Genomic DNA, 25,927 nt, shown 5'->3' on the forward strand with positions numbered 1-25,927 from the left:
TCTTTATTTACGGTTTAGTTTCTTTATGCGGAATGCATTAATCACTGATAGCTACCTCATTTACATCAACCACTTCCACCAGATAAACACAGCCAAGAAGCCAAACAAGTAAATCAGGCCCGCAATCGATAACCACTTTAGTTTAGGTCCAACAGCCAAAGGCTCCGGTAACTCAGTTTTGCTCACTAAGGTGTAATTTAGCAGAGCAAAGAATGGCGTGGTCATAAAGGCGAGGATCATCGCAAAGTTCAGCATAGGCAATAACGCAGAAGCCCAGAAAACCACAATACCCAATGCAAGTAAGGAGACTACCAGCATGATCGCTGAAGTGGTTTTAGGGTTAGTGTCTGGTTGCGAGCGCAGTAGGCGTTGAGAATCCGAAATAACGCGCGAGTAGCCATCAATAACGGTAATCGTGCTGCCAAAGATACAGAAAAACGCAATTACCGCGATCAAGTAACGAGACCATTCGCCAATCGTTGCCGCATATAAGCCAACCAATTGGTGGGAGAAGCCAACACCAGAGCTTTCAAGCGCAACGCCAGATCCATAAAGCATCAAAGAGCCTAGCGATACAAAGATAATGGCAAGAAACGCCGTGCCAATATAACCGACATTAAAGTCAAATAGAGCAGAGCGGTATGTTACTTCTTGCTGGCTTGATTGGCGTTTTAGCCATGCTGAGGTTAAACAGGAGATCTCTATCGGTGCAGGCATCCACCCCATTGTCACAACGATAAAACCAATAGCCGCAATAGACCAAGGTGACGGCGGCTCGAAGTTGGCTACTTGCTCAACAGGGTTACCAAAGGCGATAGAAACAGCGAGTAAAGTCGCGATGGTTAACACCGACATGATCACCTTAGATAGCGTATCGAGCGCTTTGTAATGGCCAGCAAATAATATGATCAGGCAGGTGACAATCACAATGATGCTGAGTGATGCCATTGATAGTGAAAACGGAATGAAGTAGCCCAGCAAGCTAGCGCTAAACATCAACAAAGCGGCGGTATTGATGACGGCCGATACCACGCTAAGAAATAGAAATAGCCATAGATAAGGCCGACCTAATTTCGCGTAGCCCTCAACCAAGGTGAGCCCTGTCCCCATGGTGTACTGTACGCCCGCTCGGAAAAAAGGGTATTTAAACAGGTTTACGAGCAGAATCAGTGCAGCCAATTGCCAACCATAAATCGCACCAGCCTTGGTTGATGCCACGAGGTGAGAGCCACCGACCGCAGCAGATGCCATTAATATGCCGGGGCCTAGCGAACGAAAAAATAAGGAAAGTTTGGATTGGGGTTTATCTATAACGGCGGAGTCCATTGCTTATTGTCCTTTTTATCTTATGTATCTTTCTAAAGAGATACATACCGCAGTACATGACAAGCTGAGCGCTCGCCCTATACTGCGCAACGGTAATGTCTTTTAAATGCTGTGTTTTGGTGTATTTATTTTAAGTATTCTTTGCGAATACCATGCTGTGTGCATCTAGCACTCTATTCAGTTATGCGTCTTGTTGTCAAACTAAATTTACAACGTGCTATTTTTAGTTTTTATGCTAAAGGATTGACTTTGTTTTATTGGGTTGAACTTTTCTTCAGAATCCTGCATCTGGGTGCTATTTGGGTATATAATCGCGGCGTTTTTATTTTGTAGAGATCTCCCATGGCAATGCTTGAATATACCCCTCCCACCGACCCTTGGGTTGATATCGTTTTTGAGGATGACGACATTCTGGCAGTGAATAAGCCATCAGGGCTGCTGTCTGTCCCTGGTCGCCTTGCAGAGCATTACGACAGCATGTGGAGCCGCCTCAAAGAGTTGCATCCAGAAATTCAAGTTGTGCATCGCTTGGATATGTCGACATCAGGGTTGATGCTGCTGGCGAAAAACAAACCCGCGGAGCGAGCATTAAAAAAGCAGTTCCAATATCGCCTCACTCACAAGGTGTATTACGCACGTGTTTGGGGGCATGTTGAGCCGCAAGAAGGGAATATTGATCTTCCATTAATTTGTGATTGGCCAAATCGTCCACGACAAAAAGTATGCTTCGACGACGGCAAGCTATCTCAAACTTTATTCCAAGTGGTGAAGCGTGAAGTGCACCCTGATGGCGCCCATACGACCTTTGTGCGGTTACTCCCCATTACTGGTCGATCGCATCAGTTACGCGTGCATTTGATGGCGATTGGTCATGCGATTGTGGGTGATGAGTTTTATGCAAGCGAAGAGGCGTATCAGTTTTCAGAACGTTTAGAGTTGCACGCAGCGGAGCTAAGTTTTTATCATCCAGCTACGGATCAGCTGAGCAGTATTTTTGTACCCTGTGACTTTTATTCTGAAGCCGAGGCGATGATCTTTAACTATTTTTCGCCAGAGCGTACATTGCCTGATTATAAAACGTTGCCACACCCTTAATGCCAATTGCACTCAACAGCGGTTCTTTCTAGTTCGCTATTTTTGGCTATTTCGTTACTGTGGTTGATGTATCCTGTCTTTCAGCCGTGAACAAGGAGTTGTTATGTCTTTGCCAAGCATCGTATTTTTAGACCGAGCGACCATCCCAGAACATATTGAGGTCCCACGACCTGGCTTTCCGCACCACTGGCGTGAGTACGACCTAACTGCGCCTGAGCAGGTAATAGAAAGGTTAGCAGATGCCGATATCGTGATTAGCAATAAAGTCCTGCTTGACCAACATGTATTAGAGCAACTACCAAAATTACGGATGATCGCGGTTGCCGCAACTGGTTTTAACAACGTCGATGTGAACTACTGTGCTAATCATGATATTGCGGTTGCTAATGTACGTGGTTACGCGACGCGTTCGGTGCCCGAGCATGTGATGTCAATGTTATTCGCTTTAAGACGGAATTTATTTGGGTACCACCAAGATATTGCCGCAGGTGAGTGGCAGCGTAACCAGCAGTTTTGTTTTTTTACGCACCCAATCGGGGATATTGGTGGTAGCACGTTAGGTGTTGTTGGTAGCGGGGCACTAGGGCAAGCGACGGCGAATCTGGCTCAAGCGTTAGGAATGACCGTGTTGTTTTCTGAGCGTAAAGGGGCGGCAGAATGTCGGCCTGGTTATGTGCCGTTTGAGGAAGTATTAAAACGCTCCGATGCGCTGACCTTGCATTGCCCGCTCAACGATCATACTCAGAATTTAATTGGTCAAGCAGAGTTGCAACAAATGAAGTCCAACTCCATTTTGATTAATACAGGGCGTGGAGGTTTGGTGGATGAGAGCGCACTGGTGGATGCCTTAAAACAGCAAGAAATTGCAGCGGCTGGTTTTGATGTTTTTACACAAGAACCGGCTGATGAGAGCAATCCGCTGATTGCCAATATGAGTTTACCTAATTTGTTACTGACACCGCATGTTGCATGGGGCAGCGACTCATCTATTCAACGTTTAGCGGAAATCTTGATTGAGAACATTAACGCTTTCGAGCGCGGAGACCGCGTGAATCGCTTAGTGTAACGCTGACTGTAAAACCAAAGATAAAAAAAGCAGACATTGACGTCTGCTTTTTGCGTTTAAATCGAATGCTCATTGCGTGAGCCCTCGAATTAAAACTCTTCTTCGTTTAGACCTTTAAGGATCTGAAAGATTTCGCGGTACGCTTTTGCTGGTTTCCCAGCTTTTTTCTCTTTCGCTGCTTGGCGAGCAAGTTGGCGTAGACGCTGACGATCCGCTTCTGGGTACATTTCCATTACGTCATCAATGGCTTTGTCACCTTCTTCCACTACGCGATCACGCAACGCTTCAAGTTTGTGGAATACAGCCGTTAATTGAGAGTGCTTATTACGAATTTTATCCAGTGCGGCTTGGATTGGCTCTGGATCTTCGTAACGCATCAATTTACCAATACGTTGTAATTGGCGACGACGCGCTTCATTTTTAAAGCGTTGCGCGTCAGCAATTGCTTCTCGCAAATCTTCACTCAATGGAAACTTTTCTAGAACTGAAGGTTTGAGGCCGACAAGCTCCTCACCTAGCTTTTGCAGTTCTTCCATGTCTCGCTTCATCTCGGATTTACTTACCCAGATGATCTCTTCTTCTGGTTCCCATGGCGCTTTTTGATTCTTACGTGCCATTTCAGTTGCCTGTGTTTTGATTAATATTATGACTATTTTAACAAGAATCATGGGGAGAAAGCGAAATTCTTGTTATCCTATTGTTCATCAAAGACAAGATGTGAAAGACAATGGATATTAAACAGCAGGTTGCTGAGCAACGTACCGAGCTAGAGCAAGCCGTCGCAAGAGCCTTAAAGCTTGCATCGGCAAAATCTGACGCCGCCGAAGTCGCAATTACTAAAAGCACTGGTTTAAGTGTTTCAACTCGTATGGGTGAAGTAGAAAATGTCGAGTTCAACAGCGATGGTGCGCTGGGCATTACCGTTTACCGAGGTCAACGCAAAGGCAGTGCTTCCACGTCTGATTTAAGTGAAGCTGCAATCGAGCAAACCGTTATAGCGGCGCTAGATATTGCACATTACACATCTGAAGACCCATTTGCAGGCCCTGCAGCAAAAGAATACATGGTGCAAGAGATCCCTGAGCTTGATCTTTTCCACCCAGACGCACCCGATCCAGACTATGCTGCCAATGTGGCGATTGCAGCAGAAAAAGAGGCGCTAAATTATAATAGTGCAATCAAGCAAAGTGATGGCGCGAGTTATGATAGTCATTATGGCGTGAAAGTGTATGGCAATAGCCATGGCTTATTAGCTAGTTATGCATCTAGCCGCCATAGTACTAGCTGTTGTGTAATTGGCGTTGGTCAAAACGGCGAGATGGAACGTGATTACAGCTACACTGTGGCACGTCATCGTGATGACTTATGGACCCCAGAAACGGTGGGTCGTAAGGCGGCAGAGAATACGGTTAACCGCTTAGATGCGCAGCGTCTAAAAACTGGTCAATACCCAATCATGTTTGCGGCTGATGTTGCGACAGGCTTGATTGGCCATCTCGTTATGGCGATTAGCGGTGGTAACCTGTACCGAAAATCTTCTTTCTTACTTGACCATCTAGGCAAACAAGTGCTTCCTGAATGGTTCAATATCTCAGAACGTCCGCATGTATTGCGTGGTTTGGCATCAAGTCCATTCGATAGTGAAGGTGTGTACACTCAAGACCGTGAAATCATTACCGACGGTGTACTAGCAACTTATCTGTTAACCAGTTATGCCGCACGTAAAATGAAGATGACGCCGACAGGTCACGCTGGTGGGATTCATAACTGGTACGTGAAGTCGACAGGCCAAAACTTCGAACAAATGCTTAAAGAGCTCGGTACTGGTCTTCTAGTGACAGAAGTCATGGGACAAGGTGTGAACGTGGTAACGGGGGATTACTCTCGCGGTGCCGCAGGCTTCTGGGTTGAGAATGGCGAAATCCAATACCCAGTATCAGAAATTACCATCGCAGGTAATCTAAAAGACATGTTCACCAAGATTGTGGCGGTTGGTAGTGATATTGAAACGCGCTCACAAATCCAAACGGGCTCTATCCTACTGGATACCATGAAAGTGGCGGGTGAATAAGCTTTTCTAGCAATTCAGAATCAAAAAAGCCTGATGTGTTCATCAGGCTTTTTCTGTTAGGTAATCAGTATTGTGGCAAGCCCTAAGAAGACAGATAAACCAATCACATCCGTCACCGTTGTTAATGCCATACCACCAGCTAAAGCAGGATCGATGTTCATTTTTTTCAATAGGATTGGAATCGTTACTCCTGCAATACCTGCGACCAATAAGTTGGTCAGCATGGCGGCGGAAATGATTCCTCCGAGCATCCAGTTACCTTTCCAAGCAACAACAATACCACCAATAATCAGCGCCCACATGATACCGTTGAGTAAGCCGATCGAAGCTTCTTTCATTAACAGTTCGCGTTTGTTTGAGTCACCGATATGACCAAGAGCAAGACCACGAATCACTAGTGCGACGGTTTGGTTACCAGCGACACCACCCATGGACGGAACAATCGTCATCAATACTGCAATGGCCGCCATTTGATCTAATGTGGCCTCAAACATATTAGAAACGGAAGCAGCAGCAAGGGCGGCTAATACGTTAGCGCCAAGCCAGATACTGCGTTTGCGAGCTGATTTTACAACAGGCGCGAAAGTATCTTCGTCATCGTCCATACCCGCCATACTCATCATCGAGTGTTCCGCGTCTTCACGAATAACGTCAACCACGTCATCGATGGTGATACGACCGACCAAATGCAAGTTTTCATCAACAACAGGTGCAGATACCCAATTACGGCGTTCGAACAGACTCGCAACATCTGAGTCGCTAGTATCGACGGTGATGGCCTCGTCCGCGTCTTCCATTACATCAATGATTTTTACGTCTGGCTGAGTGGTAATAAGCGTCGTGATCGGCAGTTCACCGATGAGCTTACTCTCTTCATCGATCACATACAGGGCATCCGTAGCTTCTGGAAGCTCGCCTTTCATACGTAGATAACGCAAAACTACGTCCACATCGACGTCACCACGAATTGTGATGACGTCGGTGTTCATCAGTCCACCCGCAGTGTCTTCTGGGTAGGATAGGGCGGTTTCGACCCGTAGACGGTCAGAGGAGTCCATTTGCGACAGGACTTCGCGTGACAGGTTGTCAGGCAAGCTACGCAGTACGTAAGCCACGTCATCGGTATCCATGCCTTCTGTCGCTTCTGCAAGCGCTTCTGGTGCCATTTTGGATACGAGGCTGTCTTTGACATCTTCGTTCAGCTCGTCAAGGATTTCACCATAATCTTCAGGGTCGGTGAGTTGCCAAAGAACTTCACGGCTCTTCCGTGGGGAGGCTTCTAAAAGGTGAGCGATATCCTCAGGTTCCATGTCCTGTAATTGACGACGAACATGGACGAAGCGACCATTTTCTAGCGCTTCTGTGACTTCTTGGAGGGCTTGGTGAGCTTGGTCGAATTCAATTTGCTCTGCCATTCATTCCTCCCAATTCCTGATATTTACAATGCGTTGAATAATAACTTAATTCTAGGCGCCTTTTAATAACAACTTATGATACTAAGCAAATTTATTTATTAGGTCAGGGAAGAGAAAGATAATGGGAGGTAAGAAAAAAGCGAGTAAACTACTCGCCTTCATCAAATTTATCTTCGATCAAGTGGCAAACGGCATCCAGTGCTTCTTCCGCTTGCCCACCCGTTGCGTGGATCGTGACGTATTGTCCTTGAGCGGACTCTAGCATTAACAGGCCCATTACGCTGTCTGCTGTGGCGGTTTTGTCTTCTTCATTGTCGATGGTGATGACCGCTTCAAAGCTCTGTGCCAGTTCGACCAGTTTGACTGCTGCACGAGCATGTAAGCCAAGGCGGTTTTGAATCAATACTTTACGACTTAACTCCACGGCTACTCCTTAGCGTTTTTCTCTAGTGAGGTATGGCGAATTTGTACTTGGTGTCCTTTGTTGGCGAAGTATTCACCGATTTGCTGAGTTAAGTACACCGAGCGGTGCTTACCACCAGTACAACCGATTGCAACGGTCAGGTAGCTGCGGTTGTTTTTCTCAAGCAGAGGTAACCAATTCTCTATAAAGCTTTCAATTTGATATTTCAAACTTAACACCGATTGGTGTTGCTCTAAAAATGCGGCGATAGGAGCATCCAGACCTGTAAGCGGGCGTAGCGCTGGTTCCCAATGTGGGTTAGGTAAGAAGCGAACGTCGAATACGTAATCGGCATCGGAAGGCAGGCCGTATTTAAAACCAAAAGACTCAAATACCATAACGAGCCCTTTGCGATCTCTGCCTTCAACGCGCATACGCACGGTTTCACTCAATTCATGCAAAGACTGCCCACTACTATTTAGGACCAGATCTGCATGCGCTTTGAGTGGCGTCAAAATTTGTTTCTCACGCTCGATGGCTTGATCGAGCGAGAGGGAGGTGCCACCTAAAGATAACGGGTGAATTCGGCGTGTTTCGCTGTAGCGTTTGAGTAGCGTTTCTTTATTGGCGTCCAAGAAAAGCACGGTCACATCAAGCTCAGTTTTTAACTGTTCTAGTGTACTCGTCAGTTCTTTTAGCTTTTTAGGAATATTGCGAATATCAATGCTGACTGCAACATTCTGTTTGCTGTCAGCAACAGAATGAACAAATGCGTCCAGCAAGTTAACTGGTAGGTTATCAACACAGTAGTAACCTAAGTCTTCCAGTACACGAAGCGCAATACTTTTACCGGCACCTGAGTGCCCGCTAACAACGATTAGTCGCATGGAGTTAGTCCTGCTTATTGGTGAATCATGATGTCGTAAAGTTCTTCATCACTCTGAGCATTACGCAGTAGTTTTAATACTTGCTTATCGCTCAGACGTTCTGCCATAGAGGATAGAGTCTTGAGGTGCTCTTTGCACTGTTCTTCTGGTACAAGGAGCGCAAAAAGAAGATCGACAGGTCGATTGTCAATCGCATCAAATTCGATTGCTTCATCACATTGCAGTAAGACAGCAATGGCCTTGTCGCTTGATTGCATTCTCGCGTGAGGGATCGCAATACCGTTTCCGATACCGGTACTGCCCATTTTTTCTCTATTGAGCATGCATTCGAACAGCTCGGTAGAATCTTGGCCCGTTTGATCAGCCACGATACGGCTGATCATTTCAAGGGCGCGTTTTTTACTCGTGCAGTGGACCGCACTTTTGGTGCAGTCCAATGACAGTATTTCGCTCAGTTGCATGATTAATGACTGTTTAGTTTTTCTTTGTGCTTATTAAGTTGGCGAACCAATTTATCTACCAGCGAATCGATCGCGGCATACATATTTTCGTCATCGGCTGATGCGTGGATTTCGCCTTGATTTATGTGAAGCGTAGCTTCCGCGATTTGAGTAATTTTTTCAACTTTTAGTACAACATGCACTTGATTGATGTGGTCGAAGAACCTTTCGAGCTTCTGAAACTTAGAATTTACATAGTCTTGCATTGAATCGGTAAGATCAACGTGATGGCCTTGAATATTGATTTGCATAGACTTTCCTTTTCAGTTAGTGCCTTATAATAGGCGTTTACGCTGACTTGAAGGGGCAATTCCCAAGGATTCGCGATATTTGGCTATCGTACGTCTTGCGACCTGAATCCCTTGGTCAGCCAGAAGAGCAGCAATCTTGCTATCACTCAGTGGTTTGGCAGTATTCTCTGCTGCGACCAGTTTTTTAATGAGTGCACGAATTGCTGTTGACGAACATTCTCCGCCGTTGTCAGTACTAACATGGCTAGAGAAGAAGTACTTCAATTCAAAAATACCACGTGGTGTATGCATAAATTTTTGCGTTGTTACACGAGAAATCGTGGATTCATGCATGTCCACAGCCAAAGCGACATCATTGAGCACCATTGGCTTCATGGCTTCCTCACCATACTCGAAGAAATCTTGTTGATGTTCAACAATACATCTTGCAACTTTGAGTAGCGTCTCGTTTCTACTCTCTAAGCTCTTAATTAACCATTTTGCCTCTTGCAAATTGCTGCGGATGTACTGGCTATCCGCGCTATTACCTTTGCCTAATTGAGCATATTGTTGATTTACTTTTAATTTTGGCACGCTATCCGGGTTTATAGAAACGGTCCATTTGCCATTGTCTTTAAAAACGGATACGTCTGGGATTACGTACTCGGTATCATCAGGAGTGATGCGACTACCTGGACGAGGATCTAACTGTTGGATAAGCTTTAAGACTTCACGAAGATCGGCTTCTTTCAGCTTAGTCTCTTTGATGACGAGCTTGTAGTCTCGGTTGCCTAGGTGATCAATGTGATCCGCAAGTATCATTTTGGCTTCAGCAAGCCACGGCGTGTCTTCTGGGAAGGTCGTCAGTTGCAGTAACAAACATTCTTGTAAGTTACGCGATGCAACGCCAAGAGGATCGAATTGTTGAATGCGTTTACGAACGGCTTCTACTTCGTCTAACTCTATCTCTTCATTATCGAAGCTCTCATGAATCTCTTCAGGCGACAAAGTTAAATAGCCGTAGTCGTCAACAGCGTCAATAATCGCTAATGCAATCGTGCGGTCGGTTTCACTGAATGGTGTTAGGTCAAGCTGCCACATGAGGTAATCATGTAATGATTCAGTGGTTTCGCCTTGGTAGACGGGCATATCATCATCAAGAGCTAAGCCAGTGCTACCAGTATTCGCGCTGTAGACGTCATCCCAAGTCGTGTCGATTTCAAGTTCAGAGCTAATTTCTGATTTCTCTATCACATCGGAGCTATCTGGAACGTCAATTTCTGTTGGTTCGCTAGCACTGTTGCTATCAGCAGCCTCGACCGCTGACTTATCTTCACCGTTTGCTAGAGGCTCGTCTTGGCCTTCTTCAACTTCCAATAATGGGTTTGAGTCCAACGCTTCTTGGATTTCTTGTTGAAGATCGAGTGTCGACAATTGCAATAAGCGAATCGCTTGCTGCAACTGTGGCGTCATGGCTAACTGCTGACCTAGCTTGAGTTGTAATGAAGGTTTCATTCAGTGTTACTTACCTTGTAATGCTCAGAATCTTACCGTTCCTAATATAATCATAGACGGAATTGTTCTCCGAGATAAACTTGTTTCACCTGTTCATTATTGAGAACTTCTGCCGGAGTTCCCGATGCAATTAGGTGCCCTTGGCTCACGATATAGGCTTTTTCACATACGTCCAGTGTTTCACGTACATTATGGTCAGTGATTAACACTCCGAGACCACGATCGCGCAGATGCTCAATGATTTTCTTGATGTCATTAACCGAAATTGGGTCAACACCAGCGAAAGGTTCATCCAATAAAATGAACTGAGGGTTGGCCGCTAAAGCTCGAGCGATTTCCACCCTGCGTCGCTCACCCCCTGATAGTGCCATACCAGCACTGGTTCTGATGTGCTGGATGTGGAATTCTTCCAACAAATCTTCCAGTTTATCTTGGCGCTCTTCCCTCGTCATTTCTTGACGAGTTTCAAGTACGGCCATGATGTTATCTTCTACTGAAAGCTTACGGAAAATCGACGCTTCTTGCGGAAGATAGCCAATGCCAAGGCGTGAACGGCTATGCATCGGTAAAATACTGATGTCATTGTCGTCAATGGTAATGGTGCCCTCATCACGAGGTACTAAGCCGACAATCATGTAAAACGAGGTGGTTTTACCCGCACCGTTTGGACCGAGTAGCCCAACAATCTGACCAGATTCAACTTCTAAGCTAACATCAGTGACGACTTTGCGTTTTTTGTAGCTTTTCGCCAAGTTTTTCGCACTCAGTACTGCCATATTAGTTCTCTATCTGATTGGGTTGCAAAATGGTCGTAACGCGCTCTTCCTTAGAGCTATCTGCGACTAGCTTTTGTTTACCAATTTGGTAACGAATCGAAGAACCTTTGATGGTGTTGTTGTCTTGTGCCAGCTGCGCTTGACCTTTCATGGTCAGTTCGTCTGTAGAAATACGGTAATCCAACTCCGTAGCTTGACCACTAAGTGTTTTACCATCGTCCATCAGCTGAGAAAACTTCGCAGGTTTACCAAATGCTTGAATCTGTTTAATTGCTTCGGTTTTAGGATCGCGAGTTACCACGATTCTATCAGCATCGATATTGATGCTCCCTTGCTTAAGAGATACATCGCCTTCAAAAACAACCTGGTTACTCTTCATATCAACCTGTTGGGTGTCAGAGTTTATGTAAACCGGCTGTTGAGTATCCGACTTGAGTGCCAGCGCTTGAGGCGCCGCCAATACCAGTGCCAGTAGGCTAAGGTGTAACGGTTTCATATCGACCTTGAACTTCATCTGTCAGAGTCGCAGTATGCTGTTTTAAGTTGCCTTGCATTGCGCCTCCAGTAGTTTCAAATTGTGGTCCAACCAACATCACTTGTTGGTCAGCTTTAAAATCACGATTGGTTAGATTAATGACCAGTTTGTCTGTTGCCATGGTATCAAAACTCGCACCAGGCAGAAGATTTTGCATTAAGACTTTGTCATATAAAGTCAAAACTTGGTCTTCATCTAACACTGCTCTTGTGGCAGTCACCTTCCATTCAATGACGCTACCTTCACGGTAAACCATCAAAGTCGGGTTATTAAAAATAGTATCTCCACTCTTAGCATAATGGTCTAAGTTAGTGGAGCGAATGATGTAACTGCGGACACCATCTTCACCGTAGGTGATGTTTTCTAATCCAGAACCACTGAACATGGGCAGTTCAGAATCTGGTGCTACTTGAATTGCGTCGTTGCCTTTAGGGGTTAGTAGGTAATAACCGCACCACGCTACAACGAAGATCAAGAGCAAATAAATAAGGCGAGTAAAACTCATATAATGAAGGCCTATCGTTTAGCTCAGTACTTCCCTGACCATTGCCTTTATTCGTCTAATAAATGATTTAAATGTTTGTGCTGATATTACATCACGCCAGCTTTTAGTAAATCGTGCATGTTCAGTGCACCCACAATTTTTTCGTCTTTACATAAAATCAGAGCGTTAATGTTTTTATTCTGCATCAAGTTCAAACCTTCAACCGCCAGCATATCAGGGTGTGCTGTGGTTGGGTTTGTCGTCATGACCTCGCCAATTGCCGTCGTATGAATATCGATACGCTTGTCTAAGGTACGACGTAAATCACCATCGGTGAATATACCAAGCATAGCATCGTGCTCATCGACGATGGCTGTCATGCCTAACCCCTTTTCTGAAATTTCAAGCAGGGCATCGCGAATTAATGCGTCAGGAGAAACTTTAGGTAACGCTTCTCCAAAGTGCATAATATCAGACAACTTAAGTAGCAGTTTTCTCCCCAGTGCACCACCTGGGTGAGACAGGGCAAAATCTTCGGCAGAAAAACCACGAGCTTGAAGCAGAGCTACGGCTAATGCATCTCCCATTACCAATGTGGCAGTCGTACTGCTAGTCGGCGCCAGGCCTAACGGACAAGCTTCTTGAGGTACCGTAATTTGCAGGTGTAAGTCAGACAGCTTGGCCATATTTGATTCTGGCTTACCTGTCATGCTGATTATCTTAATATTCAGGCGCTTTAATACTGGAAATAGAGATAGAATTTCGTTTGATTCACCAGAGTTAGAAATTGCCAGCACAATGTCACCAGGGCTAATCATACCCAAGTCACCATGTGCGGCTTCGCCTGGATGAACGAAAAACGCCGAAGTCCCAGTGCTTGCCAGAGTGGCGGCAATCTTGTTACCAATATGGCCTGATTTGCCAATACCCATAACGACAACTTTGCCGTTGTTGGAAAGGATAAGTTCACACGCTTTTTCAAATTGATCATCAAAGTAGGTATCTAGCTCTTGCAGAGCAGCAACTTCGATATCAAGAACTTGTTTAGCAGCAGCGCGAAAATCAAATTGATTGGACATATCAGATCTCTACTTATTGATCGTGGTAATTAAGCGGTCATGTTTGCGAATAAGTACACTTGGTAACCTAAGAAGCACACAAACAAGATGGCACCTTCAATACGGTTAATACTGCGTGATTTACCCAAACACATCGCGACAAGTAACAATGAAACGCCTAACATGACCCAGAAGTCACGTCCCATCGCGTACTCACTGAGCACCGATGGATTAATGATGCCAGGAATCCCCATTACCGCCAGAATGTTAAACACATTCGAACCGATAATGTTACCGACAGCCATGTCGTCTTCACCCTTTAAAACTCCCGCAAGTGATGCGGCCAGTTCAGGCAGGCTAGTGCCAATGGCGATAATAGTTAGACCGATAACAAGGTCGCTCATACCAAAGTGTTTAGCAATAATTACCGCGTTATCAACCAGCATGCTGGCTGCCAAAGGAAGCAGTATCAAGCCAATAACCACCCACATGATTGCTTTAGGGTTACTGACGCCTTCAGGGATCTCTGACTCTTGGTCATCAAGAAAAACATCACCTGATTTTTGCTCTTTGCGGCTGATTTGCAACATAGCAAATAAAAATGCCCCAAAGAGTACAAACAATAAGACACCCTCATAAAAACCGAGATGGCTATTCCAAAGCAGAATACCAGCGAGTACGGTTACGGCTATCATGAGTGGAAGTTCTCGGCGGATGACGGCGGAGCTAATCGACAAAGGCTTGATCAGCGCTGTAATACCTAGGATTAACGCAATGTTCGCTATGTTTGAGCCTAATACGTTACCCACCGCTGTATCTGTTTTGCCATCCCAAGCGGCGGTTGCAGATACCATCATCTCAGGGGCGGATGAGCCCATCGCAAGGATTGTCATGCCGATGACAAGCGGGGAAATACCGACGTTGCGGGCTATCGCTGCAGAGCCAAAAACAAGTTTATCTGCACTCCAAACAAGCAAAACAAGACCGACTATAAGCAACGCAACGGCTTCGAGCATGAGAATTCCTAAGTATTAAATAAGTAAAATGAATAACCGCTAATTTTGACCTTTTGCGGCCTAAAATGGAAGATAAACGAAGAATAAATTAAAGGTTAGTAACGAAAATGTATGTAAATCTCACTCATTTAAATGAGCAATTCTGGTCTAGGATTTAAACACTTCGTGCTAATTAGGTCATAAACCATGAGAAATTGCAGGGATATACTCGACTTTATTTAATTGAACAGTGCTTTAAATTCAACGCCAATGTGCTTATGATTGCAGCCTAATAAATGTACCGACGTTACTTTATTAAACGTAGAATTCAACTCCGATGAGTATCTGCTTGATGATTCCGTGAGTTGCAACGCTCCTACAGTAGAAGAGATGATATGTCGAACAACGATTTAGTCACCGTGAACAACCTCACTTTTTCACGGGGAGAACGCATGATCTTTGATGATATTGATCTGCATGTTCCTGAAGGCAAAGTGACGGCCATTATGGGACCATCGGGAATTGGTAAAACAACACTGCTGCGTTTGATTGGTGGTCAGTTGTATCCCGAGCAAGGAGAGATCTGGTTTGATGGCGACAATATTCCCTCTCTCTCGCGTAAAAAACTCTACCATGCTCGAAAGAAAATGAGCATGTTGTTCCAGTCAGGGGCTTTATTCACTGATTTGAATGTTTTTGATAATGTCGCCTTTCCATTGAGAGAGCATACCGATTTATCGGAAGATTTGATTCGCACCATGGTGTTACTCAAGCTCGAAGCTGTCGGTCTACGCGGCGCGGCGCAATTAATGCCGAGTGAGCTTTCAGGTGGTATGGCAAGACGCGCTGCTTTGGCTCGTGCAATCGCACTTGATCCTGACCTGATCATGTACGATGAGCCGTTTGTGGGGCAAGACCCAATCACTATGGGCGTTTTGGTTGAGCTAATTAGCAATCTAAACCAAGCGTTAGGTTTGACCTCTATTGTGGTTTCTCACGACGTACCTGAAGTCATGAGTATTGCTGACTGGGTATACCTGATGGCCGATGGAAAAATCATCGCCTATGGTACGCCAGAAGAGCTGACTCAAAACTCTGATCCTCGTGTCCAGCAGTTCTTACAAGGTGATGCCGACGGTCCTGTACCGTTTCGTTTCCCTTCTCAAAGTATCGAAAAGGACTTATTTGATGGTCGATAACTTCATTCACTTTGTCGCCTCGCTGGGTCGACGCACGCTTTCTATTTGCGGAGCATTTGGTCGTGCGACTTTCATGTTGATTGGGGCGCTATTTTCTAAGCCACAACCGATCAGAAGCTTTCCTCTGCTTGTTAAGCAACTTTATTCTGTTGGTGTTCAGTCGCTGGCGATCATCGTCGTATCTGGTCTGTTCATTGGAATGGTTTTGAGTCTACAAGGCTATGTTGTGTTGGTGGATTACGGCGCAGAAGGCAGTTTGGGGCAAATGGTAGCGCTTTCGTTACTCCGTGAATTAGGACCCGTTGTTACTGCACTTTTGTTTGCTGGTCGTGCCGGTTCTGCGTTAACCGCAGAGATAGGTCTAATGAAAGCAACGGAACAACTGTCTAGCCTTGAAATGATGGCGGTAGACCCATTGAAACGAGTGATTGCACCACGGTTTTGGGCTGGGGTTATCTCAATGCCTTTACTGGCTATGATTTTCATGGCTGTGGGAATTTGGGGCGCTCAGCTTGTTGGTGTTGACTGGAAAGGCGTTGATCACGGCAGTTTTTGGTCAGCGATGCAGTCCTCTGTTGAGCTAGGGCAAGACATTGGTAACAGTATGATCAAATGTTTTGCGTTTGCAATTACGGTTACTTGGGTCGCTCTATTTAACGGTTATGATGCTATTCCAACATCGGAAGGGATCAGCCGAGCAACTACGCGCACTGTTGTGCATTCTTCTTTAGCAGTACTAGGATTAGACTTTGTACTGACCGCATTGATGTTTGGGAATTAATCATGCAACAAACACGTAAAACTGAATTATGGGTTGGCAGCTTTGTATTAGCGGGAATTTGCGCGATTCTTGTGATGATTTTTCAAGTTGCTGACGTAAAAAGCATTGGCTCTGGTGATACTTATACCCTCAAAGCCGAGTTCGATAATATTGGCAGTTTAAAAGTTCGTTCTCCCGTAAAAGTGGGGGGCGTTGTGATTGGTCGAGTAAGTAGTATTTCGCTTAACCCAGACAACTTATTGCCAGTTGTAACACTATCTATCAATAGCAAATACAATCAGTTCCCAGAAACGTCGAGCGTACAAATTTTGACATCTGGCCTGATTGGTGAGCAATACATTGGTTTAGTACCTGGCTTCGTTTTTGATGATGAAGTCATGCTGGTGGATGGTGATACCATCGAAGACACCAAATCGGCGCTTGTGCTTGAAGACTTAATTGGTCAAGTACTATACAGCGTAGGTGGTTCAGACGACTCAAGTAAGGAATAACTATGTTAGCGAGATTACTACTTTCAGTTTGTGCTGTGTTTAGCGTCTTTGGAGCAATAGCAGCAGAGGTGGATAAAACTGAACCTTATAAGATGATGAAGCAGGTAGCTGAAGTCACGTTCGAAAGATTGAAAGCCGAACAGCCGAAAATCAAACAAGATCCAAATTTACTTAAAGTGATCGTTGAAGAAGAGCTAATGCCTTACGTCAACTACCGCTATGCAGGGTTAAAACTTCTTGGTCCAAACTTAAAAGGTGCTAAGCGTGAAGATGTACTTGAGTTTATCGATGCATTTCGTGCGTACCTGATTGCGTCTTATGCACAAGTGTTGACGCAATACTCTGACCAAAAAATTGAGTTTGGTCCTGAGCCTAGCATTGATGACTCTAAGCGTATTACAAGCATTAAAGTTGATATCATCGATACTCCGCGTCCAAACATCAAACTTGAGTTTAAACTGCGTAAAGACAACCAGTCTGGTGAGTGGGAAGCATTCGATATGATTGCAGAGGGCATTAGTTTGCTTTCTAGTAAACAATCCGAATGGAACAGTAAAATTCGTCAAGAAGGCATTCTATCTGTTGCTAAAGACCTAGAAAAATTGGCCGCAGAACCGATCCGCTTCGAGGCGAAGAAATAATGGCCCAGACTCCCGCTCAGTGGCAATTGGATCAAAACATTCTTAAGCTAACAGGGGCACTTGATAGAGATACAGTGCCTTCATTGTGGGCGTATGCACAGCAATGGCAACCTGCTCAATCGGAGCTGGAATGCTCGCTAAAAGAGATAGAGCGCGTCGACTCTGCAGGAATGGTGATGTTAATCCACTTATTAGAGCATGCAAAAAAGCAAAACTGTCATATAATGCTCAGTTTCGTGCCGGCGCAACTGCGCACTTTGTTTCAACTGAGCAATGTTGAATCTTTAGTGGCCAAACACATACAGAATTATCAGGGGTAAATTGTGGATAGCGCAAAAGTACAACAGTTATTAGAAGAAGCACTAAACCTTCAAGAAGTGCATGTGAAAGGTGAAGGTAGCCACTATGAAGTGGTTGCTGTTGATGCTTGTTTCGATGGAATGAGCCGCGTTAAGAAGCAGCAGCTAATTTATGCTCCTCTGATGGAATACATCCAGCGTAACGACATTCACGCATTATCAATCAAAGCGTTCACACCAGAAGAGTGGGCTCGTGATAAGAAATTGATGTCGCTTTAAGGTTTATTGATGGAAAAGTTTCGAGTTATTGGGTCAGATAAACCACTAGTTGGTGAAGTGACCATTTCAGGTGCAAAAAACGCAGCACTGCCGATTTTATTTGCGTCTATCTTGGCGGAAGAGCCAGTAGAAGTGGCAAACGTACCACACCTTCGTGATATCGATACAACCATGGAATTGCTTAAGCGTTTAGGCGCGAAAGTAAGCCGCAATGGCTCTGTTCATGTTGATCCAAGCAGTATTACAGAATACTGCGCGCCTTATGATTTGGTGAAAACCATGCGTGCTTCTATTTGGGCTTTGGGTCCTTTGGTGGCGCGCTTTGGTCAAGGTCAGGTTTCTTTACCAGGCGGTTGTGCTATTGGCGCTCGTCCTGTGGATCTGCATATTTCTGGTTTAGAGCAGCTTGGCGCAACCATTACATTAGAAGATGGTTATGTGAAAGCAGAAGTGGATGGTCGTCTAAAAGGCGCGCACATCGTGATGGATAAAGTCAGCGTAGGCGCGACGATCACCATCATGTGTGCCGCAGCGCTGGCGGAAGGCACAACAACACTAGATAACGCTGCGCGTGAGCCTGAAATCGTCGATACCGCTGATTTCCTAAATAAGCTTGGCGCAAAAATCTCTGGCGCTGGCACAGATACCATTACGATTGAAGGTGTTGAGCGCCTAGGCGGTTGTAAACACAACGTGGTTGCTGACCGTATTGAGACGGGAACATTCCTTGTCGCAGCAGCAGTATCTGGCGGTAAAGTGGTATGTCGCAACACTAATGCTCATTTGCTTGAAGCGGTTCTCGCCAAGCTGGAAGAAGCTGGCGCGCTTGTCGAAACGGGTGAAGATTGGATCTCCGTTGATATGACCGACCGCGAGCTAAAAGCGGTAAGTGTACGTACTGCGCCACATCCTGGTTTCCCGACGGATATGCAAGCTCAATTTACGCTACTGAACATGATGGCGAAAGGTGGCGGCGTAATCACTGAGACTATCTTTGAAAACCGCTTTATGCACGTACCAGAACTCATGCGTATGGGCGCTAAAGCTGAGATCGAAGGCAATACGGTTATCTGTGGTGATGTTGAGTCACTCAGCGGTGCGCAAGTGATGGCAACCGATCTACGAGCTTCGGCTAGTTTGGTTATTGCAGGTTGCATTGCTAAAGGCGAAACCGTCGTTGATCGTATTTACCATATCGACCGTGGTTACGACAAAATCGAAAATAAACTGGCTGCACTTGGCGCAAATATTGAGCGAGTGAGCTAGGCAAGTTAAACTGCACCGCAGGTAACTTGGATATCAAGAGAGCCGAAACCTGAGTTTCGGCTTTTTTATATCACTCTCATGACCATATTTTCCCTTTATGGAAAGAGAGATATTAATAGCTGTATCTGGCAAAAGCCGGTTCCTGGAGAACAAGAATGATTGCACTGTTACGTGTATTTGCTGTCGCTATCTTTGCGATTGTTATGTTTATTGGTGGTTGTGGTTACTGCCTATTAAGCCCTAGAAACCCTAAGCACGTTTTCACTTTTGGCCGTTTGTTTGCCAAGATGTCTCGTGTGTTTGGGATTAAGTTAGAGTTGCGTATCCCTGAAGATGCGTATTCACGCGGCCAACATGTTTACATTGCTAACCACCAGAACAACTGGGACATGTTTACTGTTTCTGCGGCTGTGACTCCGAAAGTTGTGACAGTAGGTAAAAAGAGCTTGGCTTGGATGCCACTGTTTGGTCAGCTTTACTGGCTTACGGGTAACATTCTGATTGACCGAGCGAATCGCTCTAAAGCAAAAGGTACTATCGATCAGGTCGTGAGCAGCATGAAAGAAAGTGATGTTTCGGTGTGGATGTTCCCAGAAGGCACGCGTTCTCGTGGGCGTGGTTTGCTGCCATTCAAAACAGGTGCTTTTCATGCGGCAATTGGAGCAGGTGTGCCAATCATTCCTATCGTATGTAGCTCGACGAATAAAATTAAGCTGAACCGTTGGAACAATGGTCATGTGATTGTTGAAATGCTACCTCCAATCAGCACTGAAGGCTATGGTAAAGAGGGCATTCGCGAGTTAGCGAATATCTGTCGTGAACAGATGAAAGAGAAGCTTGAATCGTTAGATGAAGAAGTCAAACAGCGTAATGCTGCTTAAGTTTTACTGCGATATCATCACGAAAAGACAATAAAAAACGGGTAGCCTGAGCTACCCGTTTTTTTATGTTTGTCAGCAAGTGCAATTATTTGCGAACAGCGATTGCTTCAATCTCGATGCCAACATCTTTTGGTAGGCGAGCCACTTCTACACAAGAGCGTGCAGGGTAGTTTGCTACGCCGTGCTCATCAAAGAACTTGCCGTAAACTTCGTTCACTGTGCCAAAGTCATTTAGGTCTTTAACAAAAACCGTTAGCTTTACAATATCAGATACTTTAAGACCTGAAGATTCAACTACAGCCTTTACGTTTTCTAGAGACTGACGAGCTTGTTCTGCGATATCAGCAGACACTTCACCTGTCGCTGGGTTTACTGGGATTTGGCCTGAAGTAAGAACCATGTTACCTAGATCTACGCCTTGAACGTAAGGACCGATTGCTGCTGGTGCAGACTCAGTGTGAAGTACTTTCGTCATTTGATTTTTTCCATCAGTTGTAGGGAATAAAGATTCTCAGTTTGCCTCTAAACCCTCGGTAGGTAAAGAGCAAAATACCCTGACATTGCAGGGTATTTTAAACGTATCACAGCCTAGTCGTGCGGCGTGTTTATCGCTCGGTTACGATCTCGCGTGAGAACACTTTCTCGCAGTATTTACACTTTAGGCGGATTTCTTGTTTCTTCTCGAACACGCTAAAGCTGCTTTCTACTGGTTCATTATGAGAAATACAGTTTGAATTCGGGCATTCAAATACATCATTGATGCGCTCAGGAAGCTCTAACGCGAGCTTTTTCACCACTTCATAATTCTCGATTTGATTCACGGTCGCGTGAGGAGCATACAACGCTAGCTTGCTCGCTTGCTCTTCATTGATAAACACATTTTCGATTTTGAGTAGATCTTTATGACCGAGTGCTGATGATGGCAAGTTCAGTCCAATCGTTACGCGTTGTGATGAATTGTGCATATCGAACAGTCTTAATACTTTGATGCCGATTTGCGCAGGGATGTGGTCGATGACCGTACCATTTTTGATTGCTTCTACCTGCAATTGAGTTTCTTTAGCCATGATTTTTCCCCTCGATTACAGTGTTTCGTTTAGAACAAGCGCCAGCAGTGCTTGGCGAGCATACACGCCATTTTGAGCTTGCTGGAAGAAGTAAGCATGAGGCGTTTTATCAACATCAGTTGTAATTTCATCCACACGTGGTAGTGGGTGCAGCACTTTCAAGTTCTCACGCGCGCCTTCTAGTAGTGCCGCCGTTAGGATGTAAGCCGACTTAATATGTGCGTATTCCGATTCGTCAAAACGTTCTTTCTGTACGCGTGTCATGTACAGAATATCCAGTTCAGGAATCACACTTTCCATGTCTGTGTGTAGGCTATATTGAATTCCAGCTTCATCTAGTTCTTCGCAGATGTAATCTGGCATTGCCAGCGCATCTGGTGCAACAAAGAAGAAGCGGATGTTGTTAAACTTTGCTAAGGCTTGAGTCAGTGAGTGCACTGTGCGGCCATATTTTAGGTCACCTACGAATGCGACGTTCAGGTTGTCTAGACGCCCTTGTGTTTCCGCGATGGTGTATAGGTCGAGTAGCGTTTGAGTTGGGTGTTGGTTTGCACCGTCGCCCGCGTTGATCACTGGCACGCCATTTGAAAATTCAGAGGCCAAGCGAGCGGCGCCTTCTTGTGGATGACGCATCACAAAGGCATCGACGTAAGAAGAGATGACTTGTACTGAATCTGCGAGTGTTTCGCCTTTTTTCGCCAGAGAGGTATTACCATCATTATCAAAGCCAATCACGTCACCACCAATGCGCTGAATCGCTGTTTCAAACGATAAACGTGTACGTGTTGATGGTTCAAAGAAACAACTTGCAACGACTTTGTTTTTAATCAGTTCTGGTCGAGGTGCTTTTTTAAGGCTACCTGCTGTTTCTACGATAAGTTCCAGTTCTTCGCGTGAAAGCTCTGGAATAGAGATGATGTGCTTCTGGTAAAGCGAGTTCGCCATGATCTTCTTCCCTATAACATTGATGACTACATCCAAATAACCGAAAGGAATTTTGGACATAAAAAAACCTCCCCAATGGGGAGGTTTTAAAATTCAATAGAATTAACGAAAATAACACCACGTAAGCGTAGTCGCTTAGCGAGAGCAAATCGCGTTTTTATGTCAGCAATCAGCGTGGTCATTTCTTAATCCTCAGACAAATTGCCGAGCATTATACGCTTAACTTTCGTGAGCGCAAGCGATTACATCATGGTTTTTATCGGCTGTTTTTGCGCGCTGGTTTAGCTTCCTAGCGTCGCAACCATCACGGCTTTGATGGTATGCATACGGTTTTCAGCTTCGTCGAATACGATGGAGTATTCCGATTCAAATACCTCTTCTGTTACTTCAAGGCCTTTCATACCGTATTTTTCAGCGACTTCTTTGCCGACGGTGGTTTCATCATTGTGGAAAGCTGGAAGGCAGTGCATGAATTTCACATGTGGATTACCCGTTTGCTTAATCACGTCCATATTGATTTGATAAGGTGTCATTAACGCTACACGTTCATCCCATGCCTCGGCAGACTCACCCATAGACACCCAAACGTCGGTGTATAGGAAGTCACAACCTTTCACACCTTCCTCAACGCTTTCTGTTAACGTGATTTTTGCACCGGTTTGTTGCGCGATAGTTTGACAAGTTGCCACGAGATCTTCTTCAGGCCAGAACGCTTTTGGCGCGACAAGGCGAATATCCATGCCCATTTTCGCTGCGCCCACCATAAGTGAGTTACCCATGTTGTTGCGCGCATCACCTAGGTAAGCGAAGGTTACTTCATGTAGCTGTTTACCACGGCCGTGCTCTTGCATAGTCAGGAAGTCAGCAAGGATCTGGGTTGGGTGGAACTCATCCGTTAAACCATTCCACACTGGAACACCAGCATAAGTACCAAGCTCTTCAACAATGGATTGGCCAAAGCCTCGGTATTCAATCCCGTCGTACATACGACCAAGAACACGAGCGGTGTCTTTCATCGATTCCTTATGACCGATTTGCGAGCCAGAAGGGCCGATGTAAGAGACTTGAGCACCTTGGTCAAAGGCAGCGACTTCAAACGCACATCGGGTACGAGTCGAAGATTTCTCAAAGATTAGTGCGATGTTTTTACCTTGAAGTTTCTTCTGCTCTGTTCCTGCATATTTAGCTTTTTTTAGCTCTGCAGACAGTTCGAGCAAAAACTGGATTTCTTTGGTTGAGAAGTCCAATAGCTTCAAAAAGTTGCGGTTACGTAAATTGAAAGCCATAGCTCGTCCCTTAGTACATGTGATTAGATTAATAGAATTCATTAAAACATATAAATGCTTTTATTGTGAATAATTATTTTTAATTAAAGCTAAAAAAGGTTGATGTATTCACATCAACCTTAGTTTTGATTCACCTAATGTAAAGGGACGAGTAAGTTATATATCGTCTCGTTCTATTGGACAGCTCATACAGCGAGCGCCACCGCGACCACGACCAAGCTCGTTACCAGGTACTGTCAGTACTTTGATGCCAGCTTTATCGTATTTTTCGTTGGTGTATACATTGCGTTCGTAACCAATTACTACGCCCGGTTTTACAGTTAGAACGTTATTGGCATCATTCCATTGTTCGCGTTCCGCTTCATAGCTGTCACCACCCGTGGTGATGATTTTCAGCTGATCTAAGCCAAGAGCGGACTCAATCGCGTGCAGATAGTTATGTGAGGCTTCAACATGCATTTCACCGTTGCCTTTTGGTGTTAAGCGCCATGTGTCGAGATCTTTGCGCATGATCTCTGGGTAGACAGAGAAAGTATCTACATCCATATGGGTCATCACAGTGTCTAAATGCATACATGAACGGTGTTTAGGCAGATCAATTGCAATAACTTCGGTAGCTTGGCCTGCTTTAAATAGGCTCGCTGCAAGGTTCTCTACACCTTGAGCAGTCGTACGCTCAGACATACCGATAAGAACTGCACCTTTACCAATAACCAACACATCACCGCCTTCGACATTCGCATTATCATAATGCAGATCATCGTCACCGAAGTATTTGATAAAATCTTGGCCAGCAAAAATTGGGTGCCAACGATAAATCGCACGTAAGTGGTTTGTTTCACGTTGGCGTGCAGGCATCATCATTGGGTTGAGCGATACACCACCATAAACCCAACATGAGGTATCACGAGTGAAGAGGTGATTGGGCAGTGGCTCAATAACAAAGTCGAGAGGACGCTTCATTTTTGGCAGCATAGAAGATGAGGAGATCGGTAGCTCTGAGTAAGCTAAGCCACCTAAAAAGATGCAGGCAAGATGTTCATCATCCATTTCTGAAAAGTATTGGCGTAGGTCTCGCGCAAAGGTTGGCCCGTAACGAAAGTCAGAAATCTGAGTGTTCAGCAGCCATTGTTTTGCTTTTGGAACAGCGAGGGTTTCGACCAGTAAATCGTGGAGGAGAAGCACTTCAACGTCTTGCTCGCGCAGCGTACGTGCGAATGCATCGTGCTCTTCACCTGCCGCTTCTACAGCAAGAACGTCATCAAATAGCAACTCATGACAGTTTGACGGAGTTAAGTGGGTTAGGGCGCGTTCAGGGCGATTTAATAGAACTCGTCGAAGTTGACCAACTTCTGATCCAACGTACAGCTTGCTCATTTTGTATCCTTACAAATTTTCCAGCCATTAGTTATGACAAGCTTCCTAGAAAGATGCAAGTTATCAAGCTTTGTTTATATTCTGGTATTTCTGGTTTTGTGAGTTTTTTATTTTTATTTTTATTCTTATGAAATTTATTATTAGATATAAATGCTATTTTACTAAAATTAGAGTGCGTGCGTTTTTATTCTAATTTTCCCGTTGAGAAAGAATACATGCACAGTGCATAAAACGTGCATTTTTATTCTAAATTATGCATTATTAAAGTGAATTTATTCGTTATGCATCTTCGTTTTACACGTGAGTGTATTCAAGAAAGCATCATAAACACGCATAGAAAGAGAAAATAACCACATTAAGTGTCAATTAGGATGTTCTGAATATTAAAAAACGCCATTCTTTGTTAATTTTTTGTTTCTTTGTGTGGTCGGTTTAATATTTAGATTCAAATAACCGATAAGAATCGCAGTGGTATGATGTTTGTTTGTGGCTTTTCATCGCAATCCATGCCATATTTCACCGGATCAGCATACTCAGTATAGGGTATTGTGTTTCCATCAAGTAACTAATCTGGAGCCAAAACATGTCTCACGAAGATGAATATCTATCAGTAGAAGAATTAATTGAGATTCAAAAGGAAGAGACTCGCGATATCATTGCAGCATTGCTAGAAGATGGCAGCGATCCAGATTCGCTATACGAAATTGAGCACCACCTGTTTGCAGAAGATTTTGACACGCTAGAAAAAGCGGTAGTTGAAGCATTCAAGATGGGCTTTGAAGTTCTTGAAGCAGAAGAAACTGAAGATGAAGATGGTAACAAGTTGCTTTGCTGTGATGCGACTATGGAGTCCGCACTAGATGCAGAAGCGATTGATGCGCAAGTTGAAAAATTGATTCACTTGGCAGAAAAATACGACATCATCTATGACGGTTGGGGTACGTACTACGAAGGCGAAGATGCGCTTTACCCTGAAGAAGATGAAGACGACGAGTAATCAAAGCTCACTACTTTTGGAAAAACCAGCGTTTAACGCTGGTTTTTTTATACCTTGAAAAA

30 protein-coding genes are annotated in these 25,927 nt (G+C 44.7%); 12 read left to right on the top strand and 18 right to left on the bottom strand.

What is annotated here, in order from left to right; genetic code table 11:
• Positions 1-60: 60 nt before the first annotated feature.
• Positions 61-1,326, bottom strand: coding sequence for an NRAMP family divalent metal transporter (locus tag R7Q47_RS17300; RefSeq protein WP_005381130.1), 1,266 nt, complete (start codon positions 1,324-1,326; stop codon positions 61-63).
• 342 nt (positions 1,327-1,668) lie between these two features.
• Between R7Q47_RS17300 and R7Q47_RS17305 the strand changes: the two genes are divergently transcribed.
• Positions 1,669-2,421 carry a pseudouridine synthase gene (locus tag R7Q47_RS17305; protein WP_017636189.1) on the top strand — a complete coding sequence of 251 codons (753 nt, stop codon included), beginning with the start codon at positions 1,669-1,671 and terminating at the stop codon, positions 2,419-2,421.
• Between the two features lie 103 nt (positions 2,422-2,524).
• Positions 2,525-3,487, top strand: a complete 963-nt coding sequence (locus R7Q47_RS17310) for a D-2-hydroxyacid dehydrogenase (RefSeq protein ID WP_017636188.1) — start codon at positions 2,525-2,527, stop codon at positions 3,485-3,487.
• An 89-nt stretch (positions 3,488-3,576) separates the two neighbouring features.
• On the opposite strand, the gene yjgA is transcribed toward R7Q47_RS17310, so the two are convergent.
• Positions 3,577-4,104, bottom strand: a complete 528-nt coding sequence (yjgA, locus tag R7Q47_RS17315) for a ribosome biogenesis factor YjgA (RefSeq protein WP_005381124.1) — start codon at positions 4,102-4,104, stop codon at positions 3,577-3,579.
• A 110-nt stretch (positions 4,105-4,214) separates the two neighbouring features.
• Between yjgA and pmbA the strand changes: the two genes are divergently transcribed.
• The gene (gene pmbA, locus R7Q47_RS17320; RefSeq protein WP_017821304.1) at positions 4,215-5,558 is read left to right on the top strand and encodes a metalloprotease PmbA; all 1,344 of its coding nucleotides are present in this window, start codon (positions 4,215-4,217) and stop codon (positions 5,556-5,558) included.
• A gap of 56 nt (positions 5,559-5,614) precedes the next feature.
• Here the strand turns inward: pmbA and mgtE are convergent, their stop codons facing one another.
• From mgtE to R7Q47_RS17375, 11 genes are all read right to left on the bottom strand, one after another.
• Positions 5,615-6,973 carry a magnesium transporter gene (mgtE, locus tag R7Q47_RS17325; protein WP_005381121.1) on the bottom strand — a complete coding sequence of 453 codons (1,359 nt, stop codon included), beginning with the start codon at positions 6,971-6,973 and terminating at the stop codon, positions 5,615-5,617.
• A gap of 148 nt (positions 6,974-7,121) precedes the next feature.
• Positions 7,122-7,397, bottom strand: a complete 276-nt coding sequence (locus tag R7Q47_RS17330; protein ID WP_005381120.1) for an HPr family phosphocarrier protein — start codon at positions 7,395-7,397, stop codon at positions 7,122-7,124.
• Positions 7,398-7,399: 2 nt separating this feature from the next.
• The gene (gene rapZ / locus R7Q47_RS17335; RefSeq protein WP_005381118.1) at positions 7,400-8,263 is read right to left on the bottom strand and encodes an RNase adapter RapZ; all 864 of its coding nucleotides are present in this window, start codon (positions 8,261-8,263) and stop codon (positions 7,400-7,402) included.
• 14 nt (positions 8,264-8,277) lie between these two features.
• Complete coding sequence (gene ptsN, locus R7Q47_RS17340; protein WP_005381116.1) at positions 8,278-8,724, bottom strand: PTS IIA-like nitrogen regulatory protein PtsN; 447 nt, start codon at positions 8,722-8,724, stop codon at positions 8,278-8,280.
• A gap of 2 nt (positions 8,725-8,726) precedes the next feature.
• Positions 8,727-9,014: a ribosome hibernation promoting factor gene (hpf, locus tag R7Q47_RS17345; protein ID WP_005381114.1), complete on the bottom strand. Its 288-nt coding sequence runs from the start codon at positions 9,012-9,014 to the stop codon at positions 8,727-8,729.
• A gap of 24 nt (positions 9,015-9,038) precedes the next feature.
• Positions 9,039-10,508 (bottom strand): RNA polymerase factor sigma-54, encoded by a 1,470-nt coding sequence (locus R7Q47_RS17350; protein WP_005381112.1) that lies wholly within the window; start codon positions 10,506-10,508, stop codon positions 9,039-9,041.
• A gap of 50 nt (positions 10,509-10,558) precedes the next feature.
• Positions 10,559-11,284, bottom strand: coding sequence for an LPS export ABC transporter ATP-binding protein (lptB, locus tag R7Q47_RS17355; protein ID WP_005381111.1), 726 nt, complete (start codon positions 11,282-11,284; stop codon positions 10,559-10,561).
• A 1-nt stretch (position 11,285) separates the two neighbouring features.
• Positions 11,286-11,780: a lipopolysaccharide transport periplasmic protein LptA gene (gene lptA, locus R7Q47_RS17360; RefSeq protein WP_005381109.1), complete on the bottom strand. Its 495-nt coding sequence runs from the start codon at positions 11,778-11,780 to the stop codon at positions 11,286-11,288.
• Positions 11,761-12,324: an LPS export ABC transporter periplasmic protein LptC gene (lptC, locus tag R7Q47_RS17365; protein WP_005381106.1), complete on the bottom strand. Its 564-nt coding sequence runs from the start codon at positions 12,322-12,324 to the stop codon at positions 11,761-11,763. The genes lptA and lptC overlap by 20 nt, the downstream gene beginning before the upstream one ends.
• Before the next feature lie 86 nt (positions 12,325-12,410).
• A complete protein-coding gene (gene kdsD, locus R7Q47_RS17370; RefSeq protein WP_005381104.1) occupies positions 12,411-13,382 on the bottom strand; it encodes an arabinose-5-phosphate isomerase KdsD in 972 nt (323 codons plus the stop codon).
• A gap of 29 nt (positions 13,383-13,411) precedes the next feature.
• Complete coding sequence (locus R7Q47_RS17375; protein WP_005381102.1) at positions 13,412-14,377, bottom strand: calcium/sodium antiporter; 966 nt, start codon at positions 14,375-14,377, stop codon at positions 13,412-13,414.
• Between the two features lie 374 nt (positions 14,378-14,751).
• Here R7Q47_RS17375 and mlaF point away from each other — a divergent pair, with 374 nt between their 5' ends.
• The 8 genes from mlaF (at position 14,752) to R7Q47_RS17415 (ending at position 20,193) form a co-directional block, all read left to right on the top strand.
• Complete coding sequence (gene mlaF / locus R7Q47_RS17380) at positions 14,752-15,555, top strand: phospholipid ABC transporter ATP-binding protein MlaF (RefSeq protein WP_005388422.1); 804 nt, start codon at positions 14,752-14,754, stop codon at positions 15,553-15,555.
• Positions 15,545-16,336, top strand: a complete 792-nt coding sequence (gene mlaE / locus R7Q47_RS17385) for a lipid asymmetry maintenance ABC transporter permease subunit MlaE (protein ID WP_005381100.1) — start codon at positions 15,545-15,547, stop codon at positions 16,334-16,336. The genes mlaF and mlaE overlap by 11 nt, the downstream gene beginning before the upstream one ends.
• A gap of 2 nt (positions 16,337-16,338) precedes the next feature.
• Complete coding sequence (mlaD, locus tag R7Q47_RS17390; RefSeq protein WP_005381099.1) at positions 16,339-16,827, top strand: outer membrane lipid asymmetry maintenance protein MlaD; 489 nt, start codon at positions 16,339-16,341, stop codon at positions 16,825-16,827.
• Positions 16,828-16,829: 2 nt separating this feature from the next.
• Complete coding sequence (gene mlaC, locus R7Q47_RS17395) at positions 16,830-17,468, top strand: phospholipid-binding protein MlaC (protein WP_248487086.1); 639 nt, start codon at positions 16,830-16,832, stop codon at positions 17,466-17,468.
• Positions 17,468-17,788, top strand: coding sequence for a lipid asymmetry maintenance protein MlaB (locus R7Q47_RS17400; RefSeq protein WP_005381093.1), 321 nt, complete (start codon positions 17,468-17,470; stop codon positions 17,786-17,788). The genes mlaC and R7Q47_RS17400 overlap by 1 nt, the downstream gene beginning before the upstream one ends.
• 3 nt (positions 17,789-17,791) lie before the next feature.
• Positions 17,792-18,046, top strand: coding sequence for a BolA family iron metabolism protein IbaG (gene ibaG / locus R7Q47_RS17405; RefSeq protein WP_005381092.1), 255 nt, complete (start codon positions 17,792-17,794; stop codon positions 18,044-18,046).
• A gap of 9 nt (positions 18,047-18,055) precedes the next feature.
• On the top strand, positions 18,056-19,312 hold the full coding sequence (gene murA, locus R7Q47_RS17410; RefSeq protein ID WP_005388419.1) for a UDP-N-acetylglucosamine 1-carboxyvinyltransferase: 1,257 nt from the start codon (positions 18,056-18,058) through the stop codon (positions 19,310-19,312).
• A gap of 155 nt (positions 19,313-19,467) precedes the next feature.
• Positions 19,468-20,193, top strand: a complete 726-nt coding sequence (locus R7Q47_RS17415) for a 1-acylglycerol-3-phosphate O-acyltransferase (protein WP_005381088.1) — start codon at positions 19,468-19,470, stop codon at positions 20,191-20,193.
• A gap of 85 nt (positions 20,194-20,278) precedes the next feature.
• On the opposite strand, the gene R7Q47_RS17420 is transcribed toward R7Q47_RS17415, so the two are convergent.
• The 5 genes from R7Q47_RS17420 to arcA all read right to left on the bottom strand — a co-directional run bounded on the left by R7Q47_RS17420 (position 20,279) and on the right by arcA (position 24,868).
• A complete protein-coding gene (locus R7Q47_RS17420) occupies positions 20,279-20,668 on the bottom strand; it encodes a RidA family protein (RefSeq protein WP_005381087.1) in 390 nt (129 codons plus the stop codon).
• A gap of 130 nt (positions 20,669-20,798) precedes the next feature.
• The gene (gene pyrI / locus R7Q47_RS17425) at positions 20,799-21,260 is read right to left on the bottom strand and encodes an aspartate carbamoyltransferase regulatory subunit (protein ID WP_005381086.1); all 462 of its coding nucleotides are present in this window, start codon (positions 21,258-21,260) and stop codon (positions 20,799-20,801) included.
• 15 nt (positions 21,261-21,275) lie between these two features.
• Positions 21,276-22,205, bottom strand: a complete 930-nt coding sequence (gene pyrB, locus R7Q47_RS17430) for an aspartate carbamoyltransferase (RefSeq protein WP_005381085.1) — start codon at positions 22,203-22,205, stop codon at positions 21,276-21,278.
• Positions 22,206-22,486: 281 nt separating this feature from the next.
• Positions 22,487-23,491 (bottom strand): ornithine carbamoyltransferase, encoded by a 1,005-nt coding sequence (locus R7Q47_RS17435; protein ID WP_042523477.1) that lies wholly within the window; start codon positions 23,489-23,491, stop codon positions 22,487-22,489.
• Positions 23,492-23,647: 156 nt separating this feature from the next.
• Positions 23,648-24,868, bottom strand: a complete 1,221-nt coding sequence (gene arcA / locus R7Q47_RS17440) for an arginine deiminase (RefSeq protein ID WP_132937228.1) — start codon at positions 24,866-24,868, stop codon at positions 23,648-23,650.
• Positions 24,869-25,451: 583 nt separating this feature from the next.
• Here arcA and rraB point away from each other — a divergent pair.
• Complete coding sequence (gene rraB, locus R7Q47_RS17445) at positions 25,452-25,865, top strand: ribonuclease E inhibitor RraB (RefSeq protein ID WP_005381081.1); 414 nt, start codon at positions 25,452-25,454, stop codon at positions 25,863-25,865.
• Positions 25,866-25,927 lie beyond the last annotated feature (62 nt).

The organism is Vibrio sp. Vb0349, assembly GCF_033338975.1.

Excerpts from the sequence above, each read along its gene's own strand:
- R7Q47_RS17300 (WP_005381130.1), bottom strand. The coding sequence starts at position 1,326 with ATGGACTCCGCCGTTATAGATAAACCCCAATCCAAACTTTCCTTATTT.
- R7Q47_RS17305 (WP_017636189.1), top strand. The coding sequence starts at position 1,669 with ATGGCAATGCTTGAATATACCCCTCCCACCGACCCTTGGGTTGATATC.
- R7Q47_RS17310 (WP_017636188.1), top strand. The coding sequence starts at position 2,525 with ATGTCTTTGCCAAGCATCGTATTTTTAGACCGAGCGACCATCCCAGAA.
- yjgA (WP_005381124.1), bottom strand. The coding sequence starts at position 4,104 with ATGGCACGTAAGAATCAAAAAGCGCCATGGGAACCAGAAGAAGAGATC.
- pmbA (WP_017821304.1), top strand. The coding sequence starts at position 4,215 with ATGGATATTAAACAGCAGGTTGCTGAGCAACGTACCGAGCTAGAGCAA.
- mgtE (WP_005381121.1), bottom strand. The coding sequence starts at position 6,973 with ATGGCAGAGCAAATTGAATTCGACCAAGCTCACCAAGCCCTCCAAGAA.
- rapZ (WP_005381118.1), bottom strand. The coding sequence starts at position 8,263 with ATGCGACTAATCGTTGTTAGCGGGCACTCAGGTGCCGGTAAAAGTATT.
- ptsN (WP_005381116.1), bottom strand. The coding sequence starts at position 8,724 with ATGCAACTGAGCGAAATACTGTCATTGGACTGCACCAAAAGTGCGGTC.
- hpf (WP_005381114.1), bottom strand. The coding sequence starts at position 9,014 with ATGCAAATCAATATTCAAGGCCATCACGTTGATCTTACCGATTCAATG.
- R7Q47_RS17350 (WP_005381112.1), bottom strand. The coding sequence starts at position 10,508 with ATGAAACCTTCATTACAACTCAAGCTAGGTCAGCAGTTAGCCATGACG.
- lptB (WP_005381111.1), bottom strand. The coding sequence starts at position 11,284 with ATGGCAGTACTGAGTGCGAAAAACTTGGCGAAAAGCTACAAAAAACGC.
- lptA (WP_005381109.1), bottom strand. The coding sequence starts at position 11,780 with ATGAAACCGTTACACCTTAGCCTACTGGCACTGGTATTGGCGGCGCCT.
- lptC (WP_005381106.1), bottom strand. The coding sequence starts at position 12,324 with ATGAGTTTTACTCGCCTTATTTATTTGCTCTTGATCTTCGTTGTAGCG.
- kdsD (WP_005381104.1), bottom strand. The coding sequence starts at position 13,382 with ATGTCCAATCAATTTGATTTTCGCGCTGCTGCTAAACAAGTTCTTGAT.
- R7Q47_RS17375 (WP_005381102.1), bottom strand. The coding sequence starts at position 14,377 with ATGCTCGAAGCCGTTGCGTTGCTTATAGTCGGTCTTGTTTTGCTTGTT.
- mlaF (WP_005388422.1), top strand. The coding sequence starts at position 14,752 with ATGTCGAACAACGATTTAGTCACCGTGAACAACCTCACTTTTTCACGG.
- mlaE (WP_005381100.1), top strand. The coding sequence starts at position 15,545 with ATGGTCGATAACTTCATTCACTTTGTCGCCTCGCTGGGTCGACGCACG.
- mlaD (WP_005381099.1), top strand. The coding sequence starts at position 16,339 with ATGCAACAAACACGTAAAACTGAATTATGGGTTGGCAGCTTTGTATTA.
- mlaC (WP_248487086.1), top strand. The coding sequence starts at position 16,830 with ATGTTAGCGAGATTACTACTTTCAGTTTGTGCTGTGTTTAGCGTCTTT.
- R7Q47_RS17400 (WP_005381093.1), top strand. The coding sequence starts at position 17,468 with ATGGCCCAGACTCCCGCTCAGTGGCAATTGGATCAAAACATTCTTAAG.
- murA (WP_005388419.1), top strand. The coding sequence starts at position 18,056 with ATGGAAAAGTTTCGAGTTATTGGGTCAGATAAACCACTAGTTGGTGAA.
- R7Q47_RS17415 (WP_005381088.1), top strand. The coding sequence starts at position 19,468 with ATGATTGCACTGTTACGTGTATTTGCTGTCGCTATCTTTGCGATTGTT.
- R7Q47_RS17420 (WP_005381087.1), bottom strand. The coding sequence starts at position 20,668 with ATGACGAAAGTACTTCACACTGAGTCTGCACCAGCAGCAATCGGTCCT.
- pyrI (WP_005381086.1), bottom strand. The coding sequence starts at position 21,260 with ATGGCTAAAGAAACTCAATTGCAGGTAGAAGCAATCAAAAATGGTACG.
- pyrB (WP_005381085.1), bottom strand. The coding sequence starts at position 22,205 with ATGGCGAACTCGCTTTACCAGAAGCACATCATCTCTATTCCAGAGCTT.
- R7Q47_RS17435 (WP_042523477.1), bottom strand. The coding sequence starts at position 23,491 with ATGGCTTTCAATTTACGTAACCGCAACTTTTTGAAGCTATTGGACTTC.
- arcA (WP_132937228.1), bottom strand. The coding sequence starts at position 24,868 with ATGAGCAAGCTGTACGTTGGATCAGAAGTTGGTCAACTTCGACGAGTT.
- rraB (WP_005381081.1), top strand. The coding sequence starts at position 25,452 with ATGTCTCACGAAGATGAATATCTATCAGTAGAAGAATTAATTGAGATT.